The organism is Blautia sp. MSK17_66, assembly GCF_020538025.1.
In the GTDB taxonomy this organism is placed as follows: domain Bacteria; phylum Bacillota; class Clostridia; order Lachnospirales; family Lachnospiraceae; genus Blautia_A.
This window is the reverse complement of the sequence record NZ_JAJBNQ010000003.1, coordinates 135,286-154,364: the sequence shown is the minus strand read 5'-3', so window position 1 is coordinate 154,364 and position 19,079 is coordinate 135,286. Positions and strand designations below refer to the sequence as shown.

Genomic DNA, 19,079 nt, shown 5'->3' with positions numbered 1-19,079 from the left:
TCTAAAAATCAAAGCCACCGCTTCAAAAGCACGCGAAAATGTATCTGCGTTACGATAGCTTTTTTTCTTTGCCGTCGTGCGGCAGAATGAAGTTATATATATGGAAAATTTGTAGATTTTATAAAGATTTGAAAAAATAATGAGCGATACCGTAGTATCGCCCTCTAATTTCTTAATATGGAATTTTAATTATTACCTGCGCACCACCAGTCTTTTTAGAATTGCTTAAAATAAGTTGCCCGTCATGTTGTTTGATAATGCTGTTTGTGATATAAAGTCCCATACCAAAGTGCATATTAGAAGTTCTGCTTTTATCGCCCATAAAAAATTGTTCTTGTGCATGGTGTATAGCTTCTGATGTGAAGCCGGTTCCCTCGTCTGTTATGGATATGTGTAAAAAATGGTCTACCTTTTGTGTTGTTACATAAATTGTTCCCAGTGGTGGAGAATAGTCTACGGCGTTGCTTATCACATTCATAATTGCCCGTTCTAACAGAAGTTTATCCGTTTTGAATATACCCAAGTCAACTTCCTTTTCCATGTGCAGACAAATTCCTTTTGCAAGACATAAAGAGTTTGCCTGTGCTTCAATCTGTCCCATGTAACCAGAAATATCAATTTCTTCCAAATGAAGCTGATACCCGGCAACAGTCCGGGAAATATCAATCAGCGTCTTAATATAAATGCTTATTTGACTGGAGCTTTCAGTGATATAATCTGCATATAGACATTGTTCGTCATCAAGTTCCGTTTCATTTATCAAATCAATATTTCCTTGAATAACTGTCAAAGGTGTTTTCAAATCGTGGGCTAATGCTGCAATCTGTTCTCTCTGTAATTGTTCCGCGTGCCATTGCTTCTCTAAAGACATTTTCAGATCATCCCGCATTTTAGAGAAAGAAAGCAGAACATCTTCAAATTCTTTAATATTAGAATGGCCTATTTCAAAATCAAGATTTTGTGATGAAATTTCTTCGGTTGCGTTCATAATAGGCACTAATTGTTTTTGTAGACGCCTTGAAAAACGAATGGTTAATAGTATACATACAAACACGCAATTCAGAGCAATTAGAGAGTAAAGTATCATTTCCGGTGAAGGAAAATATTTGTTCAACCATGGGTTTATAAAGCGTGAACCAATATAGTATTGTAAAACAATCAATTCCTTATCCCTTGTAATCAGCAGAAACTGCTTTCCGTTATTTGCAGTATTAACACCATCGGTCGCATATCTTAATGCTGATTTCACATCATCATTTTTTAAGGAGGTTTCCAGTATTGTGTATGATTTATCCAGCAAAAGGTAATCACACCCGGGGGGCATATTTTCTGTTACATCTGCCAAATCAGGTGTTGAAGCAAGAACAGGAGCTATTGTTTTCACAAATTCTTCACTTTGATTAGCATAATTAACAATCCCCAAACTAGCAAATATCGTAAATATAAGAAAAGGAGTGATTACGGATAATGCCAGACTGCCTATCAGCATAACAAGGTATTTTATAAAAGCTGTCCTTAATGTCGCTATCTTTGTTCCCATTTGTAACCTATCCCCCAAACTGTAATGATTGGCTGTACCCCCATCTTATTAAACTTTGCCCGTACATTTTTAATGTGAGTAGAAATTGTTGAGTTATCGCTGTCTCCGTCAATACTGAATACAGCCTCATAAATCTGTTCTTTAGAAAAAACCTGTCCTTTGTTATTAGCAAGATATTCACAAATTAAATATTCGCTCTTTGTAAAGGGAACCGGGCAGTCATCAACCCGGATTTCTTTTGCGGATAAATCGACCTTAATATGTTCAAAAACGATTGTGCTGTGTTTTTCTCTTGTTTCCCGCCGCAGGTGGGCGTTTACACGTGCCCGCAATTCAGCTATACGGAAGGGCTTTGTCAAATAGTCATCAGCTCCAATTCCCAAGCCAAAAGTGATATCGTTCTCCAATGTTTTAGCAGTAAGAAATAGTATGGGGCAATCCACAAGGGAGCGGATTTTTTTACAGAATGTAAAGCCGTCTGTGTCAGGCATCATAATGTCAAGCATTATCAAATCATATCGGTTTAAGTACTCTAAGGGAATCTGTGAAACAGATGGATATGTGGAAACGGTATGTCCGTCTTTCTGCAATCCATTTTTTATCAATTCCAAAATAGGAATTTCATCATCTATAGCAAGGATATTTGCCATAAAATGCACCTCCTTTCACTCCGGTACTATTGTAGCACCATCATATTATTTTGCAAATTTTACTGACATTTTGCCACCCGGTATTCAGAATTTACTTCTACTGCCACGGAAGCAGTTCTATCTTTGTCCAAGATTTCATATATACCGCCTATTGTCCACTGCTCTCGTTTTTGTGAGCTCTTCTCTTTTCCTCTACAATCAATATGATATAGTTCCTCTTTGGGAATTTGTAATTTTGTATCATTATCAAATGTATAGGATTCAGCAATTATATCAATATATTCTCCAATATTTTCATAGGGAACGGTTTCATCTGTTATCTGATAAACTTTATCCCCACATAGCAACTGTGTACAATTTTGCGTATTTATTGTAAATTCTCCTTCTGCTGTTGCCTCTGTTTTCTGATTGTATCGAAAAATAGTATCTTTGTCTGTAACAAAGCTATTAAGAATAGCTTTGTGGTAGCCTCCGTTTACGTCAACAATAAGCTCCTGTGTATTTCCATCTTTGACCGTATAGACATTTAAAAATGGAATGATATAGGCGGCGTCTGGTTCTGAATCAGCAATATCAGCTAAAGTTTTAAAAGTGGCCTTTTCTGTATCCTGTTGAAGCAGGATTTTCCCGTTTGAATCTACGACCGCAAGTTTTCTGATATAGCCAACCCATTCTCCAAGTTCTGAATTTGACAGCGTATCATCAAGAATGGTGAAGCTGTCTCCCTTGTAGGTAAACTGTGTCACATTATCCGTATTCAGCACACATTCTTCTTTGTCTTTGGAATATTCATCAATTCCCTTTTCCAAAACAGAACAGCCAGTCATACTTGCTTCCATCAGCAGAATAGCAACAACCAGTAAAATCATTTTCTTAATCATCGTTTTCCTTCCCATTGTGAAATCCAAAAAGTCATTGCAATAAAAACAATTATTGTAATAAGTCCCATTATAAAAACCTCATTTTTGTGTAGGGATAGTTTATCGTCTAACACATAACGGCTTAAATCAATCGCCCAAGCGAAAGGGATATACTTCCAAACTCCCACTAAGACAATATTACTGTACATAATTACCTGTAGGCTTTCAAATACACCTAAAAACAATGACGGCCCAAGTCCAAACTTAAAGCCAATAAATAAATGAAAAATGTAAAGTATAATATTTCCAAAAGCAAGGACTATTATTGTTTCTAACAGCATGACATAGGGTGTATGTGGAATAAGTCCTTGTATTGCTACCAGTATAGAAAATAATAGCACCAAACTAATCAGTGAAAAAACGCCTCCACCAAAAAGGACAAGAAACTTTCCGCAGAAAATGGTTATCCTGTTTGGAACGGATAGAATCGACTGTGAATGTGCGGCGTGATCTTCCATAAACGTATTTAACCCGGTAATTATGCTGATAAGAATTGGAAAAAACGTAGCTGTAATCTCAAAAATCAGCTTATATTTATTGTAGTCTGGTCTGAAACTGTATAAACCAAAATAGCTTGTAAAAAGGATTGCACCTGCTATCGGTACGAATATATGAATTGGTAATAGTGGTGTGTGGCGCAATTTTACCAATTCTGAACGAATTGCCCTATATAGTGTCATTCTATTTTGCCTCCTGTCTGCTAAAATTACCTGCACCCAGATAAGTAAGTACGAAAAAAAGTATGAATGATAAAATTAAAGATAATGCAACAGGTAATATGGAAACGTTAGGAGTGTCATTCAATGTTCCATTGATACCAATTCCCATTAGTGATTCCGCCAGCTTTGGAGCCCAACAATATGGACACAGCCACCATAAGGAGGTAGTTCCAAAAAAGCCGGGAAGAAAAATTCCAAAGGCAGTGTTTACTACAAGCGGCATAAACAATCCTATTTTAAAAATCAAGAATAAGCAAAGCGGAATCTGCCATATAGAAGCTATCATAATAGCAACACTGCCTATAAAGGATTGTCCCGGTGTGAAAATAACGGTTGACGGGGAGATAATATTGCTAACACATACTAACAATGCCAATATAAAAGCCGCAAATATCATTTTTTTAATCAGAATCAGGTTTTTACTAATCCAAAATTTTTTCAGATTGATAGACATAGAATATACAGAATAGTATTTATCTGCACGTATTTCTTTTTGATTGGACAAATAGCAAAGAACTGTAATTGTTCCCGGAAGTAAAAAGGAATACCACCAATACAAGGACATATACTGGAATCCAGTAAATCCAGCCATAAGCCAAGCAAAAACTGCTGTAATCAATGGGGCAATTATCAATAATTTATTGAAAAAGGTTCTTCTGAATTTTAAATGTTCTGATTTAAAGTATTTCATACTCTTACATTTCCTTTCTGTTTTTTTTCACGATATCCATGAATAATTTTTCGAGATTTTCTTCAGCATGTAAAACACCTTCATACCCCAAGACACCCTCCGAGATAATGCCGATATGGTCAGCAATCTGCTGTACTTCTGTAAGAATGTGGCTGGAAAGAATTACCGTAATTCCTTTAGAGGGGAAGGAACGAATCAATTCACGGAGTTCTTCTATACCAACAGGATCGAGGCCGTTTGTAGGTTCGTCTAAAATCAGCAGGCGGGGATTGTTTAAAATTGCAATCGCAATTCCCAACCGCTGTTTCATGCCAAGAGAAAATTGTCCTGCCCGTTTCTTTCCGGTATTCGTAAGGCCGACAATATCAAGCGCTTCATGGCAGCGTTTATCCGGTAAGCCGAGAAGCTCCGTCCTCACTTTTAAATTTTCAAATGCAGTCAGGTTCTCATAAAGAGGCGGGGTTTCGATTAAGGTTCCTATGTCATTCAAATCTTTTCGGCGCCAAGCGTGGCCGTCAAACTCAATGCTTCCAGATGTCGGTTTCAAAATGCCTGTTATCATTTTAAGTGTTGTGGACTTTCCGGCTCCGTTTGGTCCCAACAATCCATAGACGGAATTTTTTTCAATATTCAGCGATATGTTATTTACAACTGTCTGCCTGCTGAATGATTTACAGAGATTTGTTGTTTTCAAGATTATACTCATATTTTACACTATCCTTTCTTTTGATTATGCTAAAAGGATAACTGCAAATTTTGAAGATTTCATAAAGAAAATAGAATTTCTTAAATACATAATAGGAAATACTTGTCCACTTCCAGAAGATGCTTTCCAATCGTATCCTGCAGAAGCATCACCTGATAGGTTGAATTTCGATGGTTTTTCAGATAATCTCTGCGAAGAAAACCATACTTGCCAAGTTGCTCCATCTGCTTACCGGATTTATAAGTAAGATCCGGAAGCAGATATCCATTTACATTCGTATACGTTAATTTCATTTTGTTAGCACTCTCCATTTCTCATCATTTTTTGACCACAAATTTACGACATTTATGACAAATCTGACACTGCTTTACAATACCAGACAAAATGACTGATACCCCGGAAAGCCTGTAAAACAGGCACTTTTGGGATACACAAGACAGGACAAATCGACTTCCATTATCAAATAAAAAACGCGAATATTCCAGTGCTTAATAAGCCACTGATATTCGCGTTTCTTATTATCCTAACCACTTGAAAGATGGATAGTATCTTACAACAGCTTTCCCCACAATCTGGTCAAATCGCACGAATTTGTTTTTCCATGAACGTGAATCCTTCGAATCATTCCGGTTGTCACCAAGCATGAAATAACAGTTTTCCGGAACTGTATATGGACCATAACTTCCGATCATTTTCTCTGGAATGAAAGAGTCATCCAATGGAGTGGGTGAACCATCAATGTAAACTTTCCCATCCTTAATTTCCACTACCTCTCCCGGCAGTCCGATCACTCTTTTGATAAAAAGACGGCTTTCATCATCTGGGTATTTGAATATTACAATATCAAATCGCTCCGGGTCCTTGAACTTTTCAGAAATTTCATAACCGAACAGATTAAGATTAATTCCATACGCAAGCCGAAAGCCGAAAAGGCGGTCTTTCACCATAAGTGTTTTTTCCATGGAGGGTGAAGGGATTTTTGCGTTAATCAAAACAACATTATTGATAACCAGAGTAATTGCCACTACTATTACAATCAATTTCACATAGCCTAACAGTTCACGCCAGATTTTCATGCTCTCCACCTCACCGTTCTTCATTATTCATATATCTGAACAATCTTTTGTCATATTTTGCTTCCCGGTACCAGCCAATTCCGATCATGACCACGCCTAATACAATGGTAACCGTTCTGACCATTGTATCAGCTGAAAACAGGCAGGAAATTACAATTCCAGTTCCTGCACCTGTAAAAAAGTCAATAACAGACTTTTCCCGTTTCAATGATCCAAGCACTCTTTCTTTATCCATGGTTTTTACCATTTTGACATCTTCCTTTATTAAGACATCGAGAGAAATATCAAAACGGTTGCTGATGTCTATGAGAATCTGCAGATCCGGATAGCTCTTTTCATTTTCCCAATTAGACACAGTCTGTCTGGTAACATGAAATATTTTTCCAAATTCCTCCTGGGTCAGTCCCTTTTCTTTTCGTATTTTTAGTATCTGCGTTCCAATGTTCATATTGCTCTGCTCCTGTTCTTCCAATCGGTTTTGCTTTCTCACCTGGATTATATAAAAATTTCTGCCAAATGAAAAGCAATTTACCTTTTACAGCGAAAAAACAGGTATGCAAAGCTTCTTTGACATGGGATTTTTGAAAACAGATTCACGTTTCTCTACCTAATCTGAATCCTTATTTTATCCCCGACAGGTGTCCAACCGGATTCTGCAGTGATTTCACCTGTAGCTCCATCATAATATGCGCTTTCTTCGGTTCCGTAATCTTCATCCGTTTTATCTGCTGCGTCGGTATTTTCTTTCTGGTCTGTATCGTCTTGAAGCCTTACTTCTGTGGAAGCATCTGCCCCTCCGATAATTTGAGTTTCAACCTGATCCTCTGCATCCGACGGATTTTTTTCCTCCAAAGTATCCTCCGGAACCTCTTCTACCTCTTCTGTAGTCTCACCAATTTCTACAAAATCGTCATCAACCCAGACAGTGTCTGCAGCAGCCATGTAAGGTTCTCTGGTATAAAGCTGTAATTCCAGATAATCGCTGTCAATATCCGGGAGCAAAAGAACCGGGCTGTCAGAATCCAGCTGATACATACCCCAGAAACTGGTTTTAAAACTCCATTGAGATTTACCATCTGCCGAATTACTGCGCAGTTCATACTGTACCTGATTTCCTTTACTGTCTGTCCCCATAAGCATCATCTCATTACCATTATACAGCTTTTCCTCAAGTTCTTCCGGAATTTCTGCCTTAATTATACTTTGCAGTTTATTCATGGAAAAGTCTGTTAATTTTACGGTTCCTTCTTCTGTTTTAACAGAAACATCTTCCAGCTTTTTATGAACTGTCTGTTTCATAAGCTCCTCATGGGGAATAGAAAAATCAAACTCAAACTCTGCGAAATAATCTTCGCCAAGATTTTCATTTTGATAGGCACCGAGTACCAAATGTACTTCCGGATTTTCTCCCAAATCACCATCAAGGAAAAATCGAGATTCCAGAACAGCATCATAGACATTTTCATCCAGTCCAGTATTTAGCAAATCTTCGTCCGAATATGGCAGATGGTGTCCGCTTTCGTATTCTTCAATTTTCTGTCCATTTATTGTAGTTTTCTGATAATCAATGTCAAGCTGTGTATTGGCAAAGGTCCAGGCATCCTGGACATCATCCGTGTCCTTTTGCCCGGAAGATGTTTTTTCTGCATGCACCTTTGTTAACAGAACCCCATTATCCAGAACAACTTCTTTTAATGTTACAGTAATTCCTTTGTCTTCCTTAGAGGTATTCAACACTTCCGTATAAGATTCAATACCTTTTGGGAAACCAAGGGTTTCTCCTATGGACAATGTAATATTTTTTATTGCAGCCTGGATATGTGGATTAGAAAAGATAACAGAACCCAAGGTGACGATCACACAGGCAGCTGCTGCTTTGCTCCACCCTTTTGGTCTCCGGTTTTCCTTTTTTTCACTCCATTCCCGCTCTGCTTCCTCTATATATTTCGGATCAATATTACCAAATTCTTTTGAAAAATCAAACTTTTTCATATGCGTCCTCCTTCTTTTTCCAACAGTTTCAACAGCTTTTTCCGGTTTCTGTATAAATTCATTTTCACGCTTCCCGCTGACATATGATGCCTTTTGGATATTGCAGAAACAGGATCTAAAAACCAGTATCTTCGTACAAAAATATTTCTGTCCTTTGGAGACATTTCTTCCAAAAAACGATTTATGGTTTCCATCAGTTCTTTTTCCGCCAGCTGTTCTTCCACGGTATAAGTTACATTTAGCTGCTCCATTTCCTCCATAACATCTGCCATATGAACATCCGGGCGCTTGCCTGCAAACTTTTTCCTTAAGCGGTCAATACTAAGATTTCTTGTAATCCGACCGCAAAAGTGTGCCAATACAGAAGGATGCGTAGGAGGAATCTGTGACCATACCGAAAACCAGGTAGCATTCAGACATTCCTCGGCATCTTCTCTATTCGCCAATAAATTCCAGGCAATCTTGTAGCAATAGGGATGATACTTAGTACTCAATTCTATAATTCCATTCTCATCTCTTTTCAAAAACAGGTTTATAATTTCATCATCATTCATTTACAGGTTGTCCTCCGGGTTTCTTTAAGATAAAAGTCACTGTCCATAATCTGACCAGCAACAGATAAGGCGCCTTTTTGAATAAAAAAATTTCCATTCATATTATATATCGTAAAAAATAGTGGATGGTAACAAAAAAATTTAATTTTTTTCAGTTGAGATCCAAACTACAGTTTTGGTTTTCAGAAGATTACCTTTTAGAGGTAAAAATAATGAAAAGCAGCCGATATTCTCATTTTATAAATCATGAGATACCGGCTGCAACTGCTGTTATAAAATATTTAGTCCAATAAAACTCCCTCTATTTGTATTTTTTAGAAAAGATTTGCACGTCTAACTCATCACTACTACAATATATTTATGGGTAATCCCCTTACATCCGGTAAGGATTTATCCATCTCATTACTTAAACTGTTAGAATGTAGAATGCAATGGTATATCGACTTCATCACTTGGACCTCGCGTCCGTACTTCAGACTGATAACCAGCTTCTCATTCGCAGTGTTCGTTTTATGCAGGTTGAATCACATCAGGTGCATTCGTGTCACACACAGTAGTTTGAACAGGTAATGAGTAAAACTGGTAGTTATCCATTGCAATAATCTTAAGGAGCGACAATTTATGAACGCAGTAGGTATCGATGTTTCAAAAGGCAAGAGTATGGTTGCTATCATGCGACCTTTCGGTGAAATTGTTTCCTCACCTTTTGAAATCAAACACACAACCAGTGATATCAATTCACTTGTAGAACTCATCAACTCTGTTGAAGGTGAGTCCCGAATCGTGATGGAGCACACAGGACGTTATTATGAAGTCCTCGCCCATCAGCTTTCAAAGGCAAATCTTTTCGTCAGTGCCATTAACCCCAAACTTATCAAAGACTTTGATAATAATTCTCTTCGTAAAGTGAAATCCGATAAGGCGGATGCTGTTAAGATTGCACGATATACTCTTGACAAATGGCAAAATCTTAAACAGTATAATGTTATAGATGAATTACGCAATCAGCTCAAAACCATGAACCGTCAGTTCGGCTTTTACATGAAGCACAAGACGGCTATGAAGAATAATCTTATTGGCATCATTGACCAAACCTATCCTGGTGTTAATACTTACTTTGACAGTCCTGCGCGCAGTAACGGCAGTCAGAAATGGGTTGATTTTGCATCTACATACTGGCATGTGGACTGTGTCCGTAAAATGTCCAAAAACGCTTTTATCGACCATTATAAAAACTGGTGTAAACGCAAGAAGTACAACTTCAGCAAGTCAAAGGCTGAAGAAATCTACGAAAAAGCCAAGGAGCTTGTTCCCGTACTTCCTAAGGACAACATTACTAAGCTTATTATCAAACAAGCTGTAGACCAACTTAATAGTGTTTCTACAACGATTGAATCACTACGCACACTTATGAATGAAACTGCATCCAAACTTCCTGAATACCCTGTCGTTATGGCAATGAAAGGAGTCGGCACATCCCTCGGACCTCAATTGATGGCTGAGATTGGTGATGTTTCCCGTTTCACCCACAAAGGTGCTATTACCGCCTTTGCCGGTGTAGACCCGGGTGTTAATGAATCGGGAAGTTATGAACAAAAAAGTGTTCCGACTTCCAAACGAGGTTCCTCTGTTCTTAGAAAGACTTTATTTCAGGTAATGGATGTCTTAATAAAAACGCACCCACAGGATGATCCTGTATATCAGTTCATAGACAAGAAGCGGGCACAGGGTAAGCCTTACTATGTCTATATGACTGCAGGAGCCAACAAGTTTCTAAGAATCTATTACGGACGAGTGAAAGAATATCTTTCGTCTCTTCCAGAATCCTAATCATCATTATGATTTTCAGACCAGCACTGGTGTGGTGGTCTTATTTTAATGCCTAATTTTTAACCTATAAAGTTTTTTAATTTTCTTCAATTTTAGTATTGACTTTTTATTTGCAGGCTGAAATAACGAGAATGCGACGCACAATTATTCAAGTCGTTGAGTCACTCTTGAAAGTAAAACCGTATTACACTTGTAAAAAAGGTCTGCCGCTTCTGCACTCAGATTTTTTAGCAAGTGTAATATTCTACATATTCCTGAACTCTCCTTATGGAGTAACATATCACTGATATGGACAAACAGATACCTTTCGACGATCAATCAGTCTATTAATTGTTTTTAGTAGCAACATCAAATTGAATCAATTTCTTTATATAACTTTATTAATTGCCTAAGCAAATTTTCATATTCTTTTATTGTCTCATCCGAGTCAGACTCTTTTACTATATCCTTGTCATTTCGTAGATTAGAAATTTCAAATGGGTATTGGTTCAATAATTTGATTGTTTCTTTGCAATTTGGGATTAATTGATTTCTTTTATTATATGGAATCGCATTTATGCGCTCTCTTAAATTATGCCGCAGATTGTATGCAAGCCAGTCTGCCGTATCAAAAAAAGCACGATATTCATGTCCATATGCTTTCTCAAGATTTCCTTTGATATAAGAATAGTAATCGTATCCTTCCGGCACTTTTTTGGTTGTGCTAGCAAAAATCCTTACAATATGATCATATGCATCCCGGTGCTCTTTTAATGGCTGAATCAATGCATCCCCATTTTCTGATATTTCTTCGGCTGTAAGTAGATAAATTTTGGTTTTTTGATGTAATTGATATATCTTTTTCCACAACAGTCCAATCTCATCGTTTTGCATTAGATTAAAAACATTTTGTTCAGCCATTTAAAATACCCCGCTATTGAATTAATGAATTTTTAACTTTGACTCCTTTTCCCTCATTACCAGAAACGATTTTTCATCTAGAATACGGTCACCAAAAATCCGCCAGGATCCACGTCGCTTTATTCGGTACGCTTTAATAGTGGAGATTTGTCCGTTTTCACAGTTTCTTGAAAAATTTTTCCTATATTTAAAAGTTTCTACTATCCCCCATAGAGTTCCTGCAACTATAAAAAAAAGAAGTACTGCTACAGCTTCAATCATAATTATTCTCCTTATCATCCCAGTTGCATGCATCGTCACAATCGGACTGCATCCCAAGGTCTTTTGGTTCAATCACATTTCTTACACTACTACCTGCACTATATTTTTCTCTTCTGTAAATTATGCTAAGATGAACAAATATTTCTCTGTAAAGTAACAAAAGAATAAATCCAACAAATATACAGGATAGTAATATAACTCCTTTCCTAGATGCCACAGATTGCAATTGTGGATTTCCAAGGAAGCAAACTGCTGAAATCAAATCAATCAATGCAAGCCAAAACGTAATTCCCTGCAATAAATTCACTTGAAATACCTGTTTTTTCTTTGCAATCGAACACCCAGCATCATACATATTGTTAATTGCCTGCAATAATATCGTAATATAAAATGGTTTTATATCTGTCATGCTAAACTCTTCCTCCAATAATCCGAAAGTTTCTATACAAACAAATAGAGTTTTATCATAAAAGCCCCAAATACCATTGTCAACGAATTTTTCGTATATTTATATTTTTACCGTCTCATAACCAACTCTCTCACTTCGAACATGTAGCAAAAAATCTATCATACCAGATAAGGAATGTCAAAACTGTCCAGATTTTACGGCTGTTATCTGCCTTTTTCTCTTTGTGCTCTTTCAGAAGTAAAAGAAGCTTATCTGTATGAAAAAACTCTTCTGCTTCTTTCGAGGTAAATAATTCCTTTACCATCTGATACCAGTCATCCTGCCGCAGCCACACACGGATTGGAATTGGAAAACCAAGTTTCTTACGTTCATCGGTTTCCTGTGGTATGAATTGAGAAACAGCTTTACGGAAAATATATTTGGTTGTACCCGCTGCAATCTTGGCTTCTTTTGGAAGCTTTGCTGCAAAGTCAAAAACTTCTTTATCCAGAAATGGTACTCTGACTTCCAATGAATGTGCCATGCTCATTTTATCTGCTTTCTGCAAAATATCGCCAGGAAGCCAGTAGCTCAGATCTACAGACTGCATTTTTTCCATGTCTTGAAGTGATCCTCTGTTTTCTGACTCAAGTTCTTCAAAAAATGGTCTTAAATATTCCTGTGTGGAAGGTCCTGTTACTTTATTTTTCAAAATCTGCGTTTTCTCTTTTTCACGGTAAATATATGCATTTCCGATGAAACGTTCTTCCACTTTCATTCCTGCACGGATAAGGAAATCCCGTCCCTTCACATCCGGCAGCTTTGCAGCCAGTTTTCCAATTACACGTCTGACACCAAATGGAATCCAGGCAATTTTTTTCAATGATTCCGGTTCTCTGTAAATATTATATCCACCGAAAAGCTCGTCTGCTCCTTCTCCGGAAAGAACAACCTTGACATGACCTGCAGCCTCTTTTGAGAGAAAATAGAGTGCAACGGCGGAAGCATCCCCAAGGGGCTCATCCATATGATACATAACATCTGGAAGGGCATCCCAGAATTCCTGCTTGGATATGATTTTCACATGGTGTTTCAAACCTGCTTTTTCTGCCACTTTGGCAGCTTTGTTTACTTCACTATATCGGTCTCCCTCATCGAATCCCACTGTAAATGCCTGATCTGCGCCAGAGGAAGAAGCCAGATAACCGGAATCCACTCCCCCGGATAAAAACGCGCCGACTTCCACATCACTTAACATATGGTGCTCCACTGAATCCTTTAAATTCTCTGCAAGCTGATTCTGCAGCTGCTCCATATTCGTCTTACGGTCCCATTGGCCTGGTGCAAGCTTTGTTTTGAAATAAGTCTTTATCTCATAGTTTCCGTTTTTATATAAAAGCATATGACCTGGCATAAGCTTATAAATCCCCCTGAAAAAAGTTTCTTCCAGAGGGGAATATTGAAATGACAAATACTGCTCCAGTGCCTTCTGATTTACTTTCCTTTCATAGCCTGGAAATGCAAGGATACTCTTAATTTCAGAAGCAAATACAAAGTGTCCATCTATTTCGGCATAGTACACAGGCTTAATTCCAAAGAAATCCCTTGCAAGCATCAAACTCTGCTCCTGTTCATTCCATACAGCAAACCCAAACATTCCCCTGAGCTTATCCAGTGCCTTCTCCCCATACTGCTGAATAGTATTTATCAGAACCTCCGTGTCAGAATGAGTACAGAAAGAAATGCCGAAAGCCTCAAGTTCTGCCCGCAGTTCCTTATAATCATAGATTTCTCCATTAAAAACAATATGAAGGTTTCCGTCCGCACTTTCCATAGGCTGCTGCCCATCTTCTAAATCAATAATACTAAGTCTTCGAAAGCCCAGCGTGATCTTCTCCCTGCAAAAAGAGCCCTCACTATCCGGACCCCTATGCTCAATGGCTTTCATCATCCTTTCAATTACTGTCTTCTGATCCTGTCTGTAACCTGTAAATCCACAGATTCCGCACATTTTATCCTCCGTATCTATTTGATGTAGTTTATACGCTGCAGCAACTTTTTTACCACAATTGAATCCCACATGGTCACATCGTAATCATAGTGGTCTGTGAGTCTGCGCCTCAGCTTGTGTTCTCCCTGTTTTTCTACAGATGTAGAAATCTTTTCTAATTCTACATCTATAGAATCAAAAAGTCAATCTTATTTTCTGCAATTGTAGAATCTATGTCATATATTTGATTACCCGTCATGACATACCCCAATGACTCAGTTCTTACAGATTTTCAAACGGTGTGAATGCCTCACTGCTGATAAAATGAAAAGCCGGAAAAACGGTCTTTTGTTACAGAGCCATTTTTCCGACTGTATGGTTACCTATATTTAGTCAACTACCCATTACCTAAAGGTAATGGGCTTGGCAGACTTAGCCAAAAAGAACCGATATCAGTCTTGCAAAGACCTTGTATCGGTTCTTTTTGTATTTTCTCATTATCTAATTATGGGAGGATTTTTCTGTATCACCGAAAAAACTTTTATCCCCGCACTTCAAGCCACTGGTCAATGTTCCCAAAATGTACCGCCTGCAGGTTATCTACATCAACCAGTTGCGGGAAGCTGTTTCTGATGATCAGGACACCGTTTTCCTTATCCTGTTTTTCTCCACCGCCAGCGATGCCTCCCATGGTCCTATCAAGTGTTAAAACCGTTCCATCTTTATAACGCACCTGGTCAATACTAGTTCTGGCATAAAGATCCATGCCATAGTCCGTACCTGCGTACTCAAACTTGTTTTTCTCATCTTCATACACCTTCATAGCTTCATCATAATCAAGATATAATGACCATAAAAGGGGCGTTACTTCCATTTTTTTCACTGTGATTTCATAACCTCCAAAATCACATTTCCGGTTCACTTCCAGAGTTGTCGGAGGCTTTACTGCACCCAGAGTCCATTTAAAATTCCATGTTCCATCTGTAATAACAGTCGTATCATAATCTCCTTCCTCCGTAAGATTCTTTAATGTGATTTCTACTGTTTTATTACTCAGATCATAATCACCGTCATAAGATATACAGGCGTTAAAATATTTAAGATGTGCAGAATTTTGATCTGTTTTCAGTAACACATCCTGTCCTACCCCAGTATTGAAACTTCCAAATCTGTTATCGTCCACTGCATATACTTCTTTTCCATCGATCTTAAAATGTGTCATCTCCTCAAAAGAAGTATGATCAGTCATAGAAATACTGTCATCTGTTTTCACTTCAAAAAAAGCATACAGGAATCCCTGATCCTGAATAGAATCTGTCAGGGTAACCGTCACACCATTTTGTGTTACAGACTGGTCTATATTCTGAATATAAGTTGATTCCTGCAGTGTCTCCTGCTGTTCCTCCGATGGATCCAGTCTTTTCACCAGGTAATCATTCCATTTAAAGAACTCTTTTGCAGCCACAGTAACAGCCATACCAGTACAGATTACTGCTGCTGCAATCAATAATCGTCCACTGATTTTTTTTCTTTTGTATTTTTTATCAACTGAATCCGCCTGTTCAATCTGTTTTAGTGTATCTTCAAATTTATTATGAAAATCCTGTGGTACTTCCGGTGCGATATTATTCCATTTCTTCTCTAACATGACATTTTCCCCTTTCCTGTTATTCTCTTTAATTGCTTGCTGTTTTTCCCAGTTGCCGTTCTTTTCTCTTCTTCGGATAACTGCACCTTCAAAAACTCTCTTGCACGTGAAAGTCTGCTTTTGATCGTTCCTTCCGGAATATCCAGAGCCTCACTAATCTCTTTCAATGAAAATCCTTCTAAATAATACAATGTTACCAAAACCCTCAGATCCTCCGGAAGTTCCATAATCGCCATATACAGATGACTGTATCTGTCCTCCTCAGTCATTTTCATATTGTCCATATATTCTTCATATGGAATAACATTTTTTCTTTTCCGAAGAATCCCTTTGCATTCATTAATCAATATCCTTGTGATCCATGTTCGGAAATATTTTTCTTTCTTTAAAGTGGGAAGTTTTTCATATGCCTTAAGAATTGTTTCCTGCACAGCATCCCCACAATCAGAGTCATTCTTCAGAATGGACTTCGATATATGATACAGCATGGCTTCTGCATCCCGAACCTCCTTAATAAATACATCTTTTGTCATAACTTTGTCTTCTCCTTTTGTCCAGCTGGATTACTACTCATGTTTACTTTTACACTAATTAGATGCATCGGAAAGGAAATCGGTTCTCATAAAAGTATTTTTTTCCGTTGCCTCTTCCATTGCCAACGAAATATCCACTTTTTTTAATCTCTGTTCTGTTTGTGTTTGTATTTTTTATGTAATTCCGTAATATATTCCTCAAGCTTCTCTTTGTCTTGCTCTTCACAGGCAACAAAAACAAAACACTGCTTAGATCGATCCGATATGCTTTTACTGTTTTCTCACCCAGTTTCTCTGTATATGTGCAATAATTCCAGAAACGGTGCTAATTTATCCGGTAGTTTCATTTTTACTCTCTTACGTTTTTACATTCTCCGTATTATACTACCATTTCACCAGAATATTTTCAGAAATTTTACAAACAAAAAGATGGACATAAGCAAGATCATACATGACAGAATCACTCCTTGCATTGCCAATCAAATCCGGATTCGGATATTCATCAACAATGGATACCAGGTTGTGTTTTGTATATCAGCTGTCACAAGGGATGATGACATGATCTTTGCTGTGAAATTCAGGTATAACCTGCCGGATCATGGAGGCTGCCAGTTCCAGTTTAGACTCTTTTTTCTGCCACATACGATAACCAAGAGGAACGGAAAGATGAGATACTTTATCTCCATTCCAGACAGGTACGAAGAGCATGACTCTCACAAAGCAGTGTTGATTCAGATAGTTGGAACCGTTGTGTGCGGCTCAGTATAGATAATATCAGCAGAAATAAGGTATCTGCTGTCGGAACAGAAAAAGTTTCAAAATAGATCAAAAAATATTGCTGAAGTCTACCTATCAGTGTTTTTTCGCTGTATAATGTTTTTGCCGTACAGGGTCACTTTCCTTTGTAATGTTTTATACCAAATTCATTATGCATCAGGAAATCCTGTACGATATTTTTTTATAAAAAAGTTGTAAAGTGGTGCATCAATATCATAATTTTCTAAAATTGAAACTTTTTGCTCTTTGACAGGATATATAAGAATGTAAAGGTTAAAAGCTTTTAATTTTTGAAAATATTAAAAAGAAAGTAGGATTGATATGACAGATGAAGCAGAACTTTTGCAGCGTCTCAGGAACAGAGAAAAAAATTCAATAGATGAAGCAATCCGAATTTATACGCCGTATTTGAGTACTGTTTTGTATCATATGGCCGGCAATTCACTGCCGAAAGAGGATATTGAAGAAATTGTGGCAGATGTGTTTGTTGTACTTTGGAAGAATACCGGGAGGATAGATTTACAGAAAGGTACATTACGGTCATATCTTGCTACTATTGCCCGGAATTTTGCTCTGAAACGGATAAACAGAAAGCTGGATCATACATCTCTTGAAGATATTGAACTGTCAGATGGCAAAAATTTCATGGAAGAGAATTTTCACAATAATTATGTATGGGAAACAGTTATGAGCCTTGGCGAACCTGACAGCGAGATTTTTGTAAGGCGGTATAAATTTGATGAAAAAATCAAGGATATTTCAAAAGCAATGGGACTTAATATTTCTACAGTTAAGACCAGACTTTCAAGAGGAAAAAGAAAACTCAGAAAAATGTTATCGGATGCGGAGGAAAAATTATGAGAAGAAAAAATTTGCTTAAAGAATTGGGAATACAAAAACAGGCAGATACTTCCTGTAATGCTCTTGATATTGATACAGAGAATGTCAGACAGAGAGTTTATGCAAAACTTGACTTCGCAGATACAGAAAGGAAGCAAACGACTATGAGATCAAAAAAGAAAATATTACCTTTGTTGATAGCTGCAACACTTACAATTGGAGTTACTGCTGTGGCAGCAACAGGAAAGATTTCAATGTGGACAGGTTCATCTGCATCACGTGCTGATTATACATCTCTTCCAACGTCAGAACAGATTACAAAGGATGTTGGGTATAGACCGGTATTGATTGATACCTTTGAGAACGGGTACTGCTTCAAAGAGGGCAATATTATAAAAAACAGTTTTAAGGATGGCAATGCAAATGTAATTGAGAATTTTAAATCTGTGTCCTTTGATTATCAGAAGAATGGAGATGTTGTATTGTTTGAACAGCAGAAATTTAACTCAAAACTTACTCCGTCAGGTGATATTATTGCCACTGTAAATGAAACAAATTTGTATTATGTACATTATATAAATAAAGTGGTATCAGATGATTACGAATTGACAGAACAAGATAAAAAAGACCAGTCCAGTGGAAAAGTTGTATTCAGTTATGATGACAGTGCTTCTCAGATTGAAGTCAGTCAAGTTCAAAGCGTTAACTGGAATAAGGATGGCATCCAGTATGATTTGCTGCAAATAGATGGAAAATTATCTGTCGGAGAACTTGCAGATATGGCGAGAGAGGTTATTAATAACAGAAGATAAAGAAAAAAAGATGGTGAATTCAGTTCGGTTCACCATCTTTTTGTAACTGTTGTGGAAATACCTGTATCGCAGCTGATGCATAATATGTTATAATTTACAGATAGTGTAGCTGTCCAGAACTTTTATAGTTACGGTAAATGTAAAATATCTGTCAGGAAAAAGTCTATGACTGCAAATATGCTGGAATTTCTAAGCCGCAGTACCTCTTTAATATCGTGTTTTTAAATACTGGTCATTTTAATCTTATTCAAA

General features: G+C 37.4%; 19 protein-coding genes and 1 pseudogene. 3 read left to right on the top strand and 17 right to left on the bottom strand.

What is annotated here, in order from left to right:
* Positions 1-172 precede the first annotated feature (172 nt).
* From LIR34_RS02875 to LIR34_RS02825, 11 genes and pseudogenes are all read right to left on the bottom strand, one after another.
* On the bottom strand, positions 173-1,540 hold the full coding sequence (locus LIR34_RS02875; RefSeq protein ID WP_173903298.1) for a sensor histidine kinase: 1,368 nt from the start codon (positions 1,538-1,540) through the stop codon (positions 173-175).
* Positions 1,525-2,190, bottom strand: coding sequence for a response regulator transcription factor (locus LIR34_RS02870; protein WP_066547260.1), 666 nt, complete (start codon positions 2,188-2,190; stop codon positions 1,525-1,527). The genes LIR34_RS02875 and LIR34_RS02870 overlap by 16 nt, the downstream gene beginning before the upstream one ends.
* Before the next feature lie 59 nt (positions 2,191-2,249).
* Positions 2,250-3,071 carry a NisI/SpaI family lantibiotic immunity lipoprotein gene (locus tag LIR34_RS02865; protein ID WP_173903299.1) on the bottom strand — a complete coding sequence of 274 codons (822 nt, stop codon included), beginning with the start codon at positions 3,069-3,071 and terminating at the stop codon, positions 2,250-2,252.
* On the bottom strand, positions 3,068-3,790 hold the full coding sequence (locus tag LIR34_RS02860; protein ID WP_173903300.1) for a lantibiotic immunity ABC transporter MutG family permease subunit: 723 nt from the start codon (positions 3,788-3,790) through the stop codon (positions 3,068-3,070). The genes LIR34_RS02865 and LIR34_RS02860 overlap by 4 nt, the downstream gene beginning before the upstream one ends.
* A 1-nt stretch (position 3,791) precedes the next feature.
* Positions 3,792-4,520: a lantibiotic immunity ABC transporter MutE/EpiE family permease subunit gene (locus tag LIR34_RS02855; protein ID WP_173903301.1), complete on the bottom strand. Its 729-nt coding sequence runs from the start codon at positions 4,518-4,520 to the stop codon at positions 3,792-3,794.
* Between the two features lie 4 nt (positions 4,521-4,524).
* Positions 4,525-5,226, bottom strand: a complete 702-nt coding sequence (locus LIR34_RS02850; protein ID WP_173746160.1) for a lantibiotic protection ABC transporter ATP-binding protein — start codon at positions 5,224-5,226, stop codon at positions 4,525-4,527.
* 101 nt (positions 5,227-5,327) lie between these two features.
* Positions 5,328-5,519 (bottom strand): annotated as a pseudogene (locus LIR34_RS02845) (TnpV protein); the annotation flags it as partial.
* Between the two features lie 225 nt (positions 5,520-5,744).
* Entirely contained in the window at positions 5,745-6,302 is a 558-nt protein-coding gene (gene lepB / locus LIR34_RS02840) for a signal peptidase I (protein WP_110103551.1), read from the bottom strand.
* A gap of 10 nt (positions 6,303-6,312) precedes the next feature.
* Positions 6,313-6,750 carry a helix-turn-helix transcriptional regulator gene (locus LIR34_RS02835; RefSeq protein WP_070100277.1) on the bottom strand — a complete coding sequence of 146 codons (438 nt, stop codon included), beginning with the start codon at positions 6,748-6,750 and terminating at the stop codon, positions 6,313-6,315.
* A 155-nt stretch (positions 6,751-6,905) separates the two neighbouring features.
* Entirely contained in the window at positions 6,906-8,294 is a 1,389-nt protein-coding gene (locus LIR34_RS02830; RefSeq protein ID WP_173903302.1) for a DUF4179 domain-containing protein, read from the bottom strand.
* A complete protein-coding gene (locus LIR34_RS02825; RefSeq protein ID WP_173903303.1) occupies positions 8,291-8,848 on the bottom strand; it encodes an RNA polymerase sigma factor in 558 nt (185 codons plus the stop codon). The genes LIR34_RS02830 and LIR34_RS02825 overlap by 4 nt, the downstream gene beginning before the upstream one ends.
* Before the next feature lie 621 nt (positions 8,849-9,469).
* On the opposite strand from LIR34_RS02825, the gene LIR34_RS02820 reads away from it, so the two are divergent.
* Positions 9,470-10,678 (top strand): IS110 family transposase, encoded by a 1,209-nt coding sequence (locus LIR34_RS02820; protein WP_173903304.1) that lies wholly within the window; start codon positions 9,470-9,472, stop codon positions 10,676-10,678.
* 348 nt (positions 10,679-11,026) lie between these two features.
* Here the strand turns inward: LIR34_RS02820 and LIR34_RS02815 are convergent, their stop codons facing one another.
* The 6 genes from LIR34_RS02815 to LIR34_RS02790 form a co-directional block, all read right to left on the bottom strand.
* Entirely contained in the window at positions 11,027-11,578 is a 552-nt protein-coding gene (locus tag LIR34_RS02815; protein ID WP_022387878.1) for a hypothetical protein, read from the bottom strand.
* Positions 11,579-11,599: 21 nt separating this feature from the next.
* Positions 11,600-11,839 (bottom strand): hypothetical protein, encoded by a 240-nt coding sequence (locus tag LIR34_RS02810; RefSeq protein WP_005423104.1) that lies wholly within the window; start codon positions 11,837-11,839, stop codon positions 11,600-11,602.
* Positions 11,832-12,248: a hypothetical protein gene (locus LIR34_RS02805; RefSeq protein WP_022387879.1), complete on the bottom strand. Its 417-nt coding sequence runs from the start codon at positions 12,246-12,248 to the stop codon at positions 11,832-11,834. Before LIR34_RS02805 ends, LIR34_RS02810 begins: the two co-directional genes overlap by 8 nt.
* A 130-nt stretch (positions 12,249-12,378) precedes the next feature.
* Positions 12,379-14,238 carry an asparagine synthase (glutamine-hydrolyzing) gene (gene asnB / locus LIR34_RS02800; RefSeq protein WP_055065704.1) on the bottom strand — a complete coding sequence of 620 codons (1,860 nt, stop codon included), beginning with the start codon at positions 14,236-14,238 and terminating at the stop codon, positions 12,379-12,381.
* Positions 14,239-14,758: 520 nt separating this feature from the next.
* Positions 14,759-15,865: a DUF4179 domain-containing protein gene (locus LIR34_RS02795; RefSeq protein ID WP_227240722.1), complete on the bottom strand. Its 1,107-nt coding sequence runs from the start codon at positions 15,863-15,865 to the stop codon at positions 14,759-14,761.
* Entirely contained in the window at positions 15,859-16,398 is a 540-nt protein-coding gene (locus tag LIR34_RS02790) for an RNA polymerase sigma factor (protein WP_144093122.1), read from the bottom strand. Before LIR34_RS02790 ends, LIR34_RS02795 begins: the two co-directional genes overlap by 7 nt.
* Positions 16,399-17,496: 1,098 nt before the next feature.
* Between LIR34_RS02790 and LIR34_RS02780 the strand changes: the two genes are divergently transcribed.
* Entirely contained in the window at positions 17,497-18,036 is a 540-nt protein-coding gene (locus LIR34_RS02780; RefSeq protein WP_173901940.1) for an RNA polymerase sigma factor, read from the top strand.
* Between the two features lie 143 nt (positions 18,037-18,179).
* Positions 18,180-18,827 (top strand): hypothetical protein, encoded by a 648-nt coding sequence (locus LIR34_RS02775; RefSeq protein WP_244092167.1) that lies wholly within the window; start codon positions 18,180-18,182, stop codon positions 18,825-18,827.
* The last annotated feature ends 252 nt before the right edge of the window (positions 18,828-19,079 follow it).

Bases quoted from the DNA above. Each gene is read 5' to 3' on its own strand.
- LIR34_RS02875 (WP_173903298.1), bottom strand. From the start codon at position 1,540: ATGGGAACAAAGATAGCGACATTAAGGACAGCTTTTATAAAATACCTT.
- LIR34_RS02870 (WP_066547260.1), bottom strand. From the start codon at position 2,190: ATGGCAAATATCCTTGCTATAGATGATGAAATTCCTATTTTGGAATTG.
- LIR34_RS02865 (WP_173903299.1), bottom strand. From the start codon at position 3,071: ATGATTAAGAAAATGATTTTACTGGTTGTTGCTATTCTGCTGATGGAA.
- LIR34_RS02860 (WP_173903300.1), bottom strand. From the start codon at position 3,790: ATGACACTATATAGGGCAATTCGTTCAGAATTGGTAAAATTGCGCCAC.
- LIR34_RS02855 (WP_173903301.1), bottom strand. From the start codon at position 4,520: ATGAAATACTTTAAATCAGAACATTTAAAATTCAGAAGAACCTTTTTC.
- LIR34_RS02850 (WP_173746160.1), bottom strand. From the start codon at position 5,226: ATGAGTATAATCTTGAAAACAACAAATCTCTGTAAATCATTCAGCAGG.
- lepB (WP_110103551.1), bottom strand. From the start codon at position 6,302: ATGAAAATCTGGCGTGAACTGTTAGGCTATGTGAAATTGATTGTAATA.
- LIR34_RS02835 (WP_070100277.1), bottom strand. From the start codon at position 6,750: ATGAACATTGGAACGCAGATACTAAAAATACGAAAAGAAAAGGGACTG.
- LIR34_RS02830 (WP_173903302.1), bottom strand. From the start codon at position 8,294: ATGAAAAAGTTTGATTTTTCAAAAGAATTTGGTAATATTGATCCGAAA.
- LIR34_RS02825 (WP_173903303.1), bottom strand. From the start codon at position 8,848: ATGAATGATGATGAAATTATAAACCTGTTTTTGAAAAGAGATGAGAAT.
- LIR34_RS02820 (WP_173903304.1), top strand. From the start codon at position 9,470: ATGAACGCAGTAGGTATCGATGTTTCAAAAGGCAAGAGTATGGTTGCT.
- LIR34_RS02815 (WP_022387878.1), bottom strand. From the start codon at position 11,578: ATGGCTGAACAAAATGTTTTTAATCTAATGCAAAACGATGAGATTGGA.
- LIR34_RS02810 (WP_005423104.1), bottom strand. From the start codon at position 11,839: ATGATTGAAGCTGTAGCAGTACTTCTTTTTTTTATAGTTGCAGGAACT.
- LIR34_RS02805 (WP_022387879.1), bottom strand. From the start codon at position 12,248: ATGACAGATATAAAACCATTTTATATTACGATATTATTGCAGGCAATT.
- asnB (WP_055065704.1), bottom strand. From the start codon at position 14,238: ATGTGCGGAATCTGTGGATTTACAGGTTACAGACAGGATCAGAAGACA.
- LIR34_RS02795 (WP_227240722.1), bottom strand. From the start codon at position 15,865: ATGTTAGAGAAGAAATGGAATAATATCGCACCGGAAGTACCACAGGAT.
- LIR34_RS02790 (WP_144093122.1), bottom strand. From the start codon at position 16,398: ATGACAAAAGATGTATTTATTAAGGAGGTTCGGGATGCAGAAGCCATG.
- LIR34_RS02780 (WP_173901940.1), top strand. From the start codon at position 17,497: ATGACAGATGAAGCAGAACTTTTGCAGCGTCTCAGGAACAGAGAAAAA.
- LIR34_RS02775 (WP_244092167.1), top strand. From the start codon at position 18,180: ATGAGATCAAAAAAGAAAATATTACCTTTGTTGATAGCTGCAACACTT.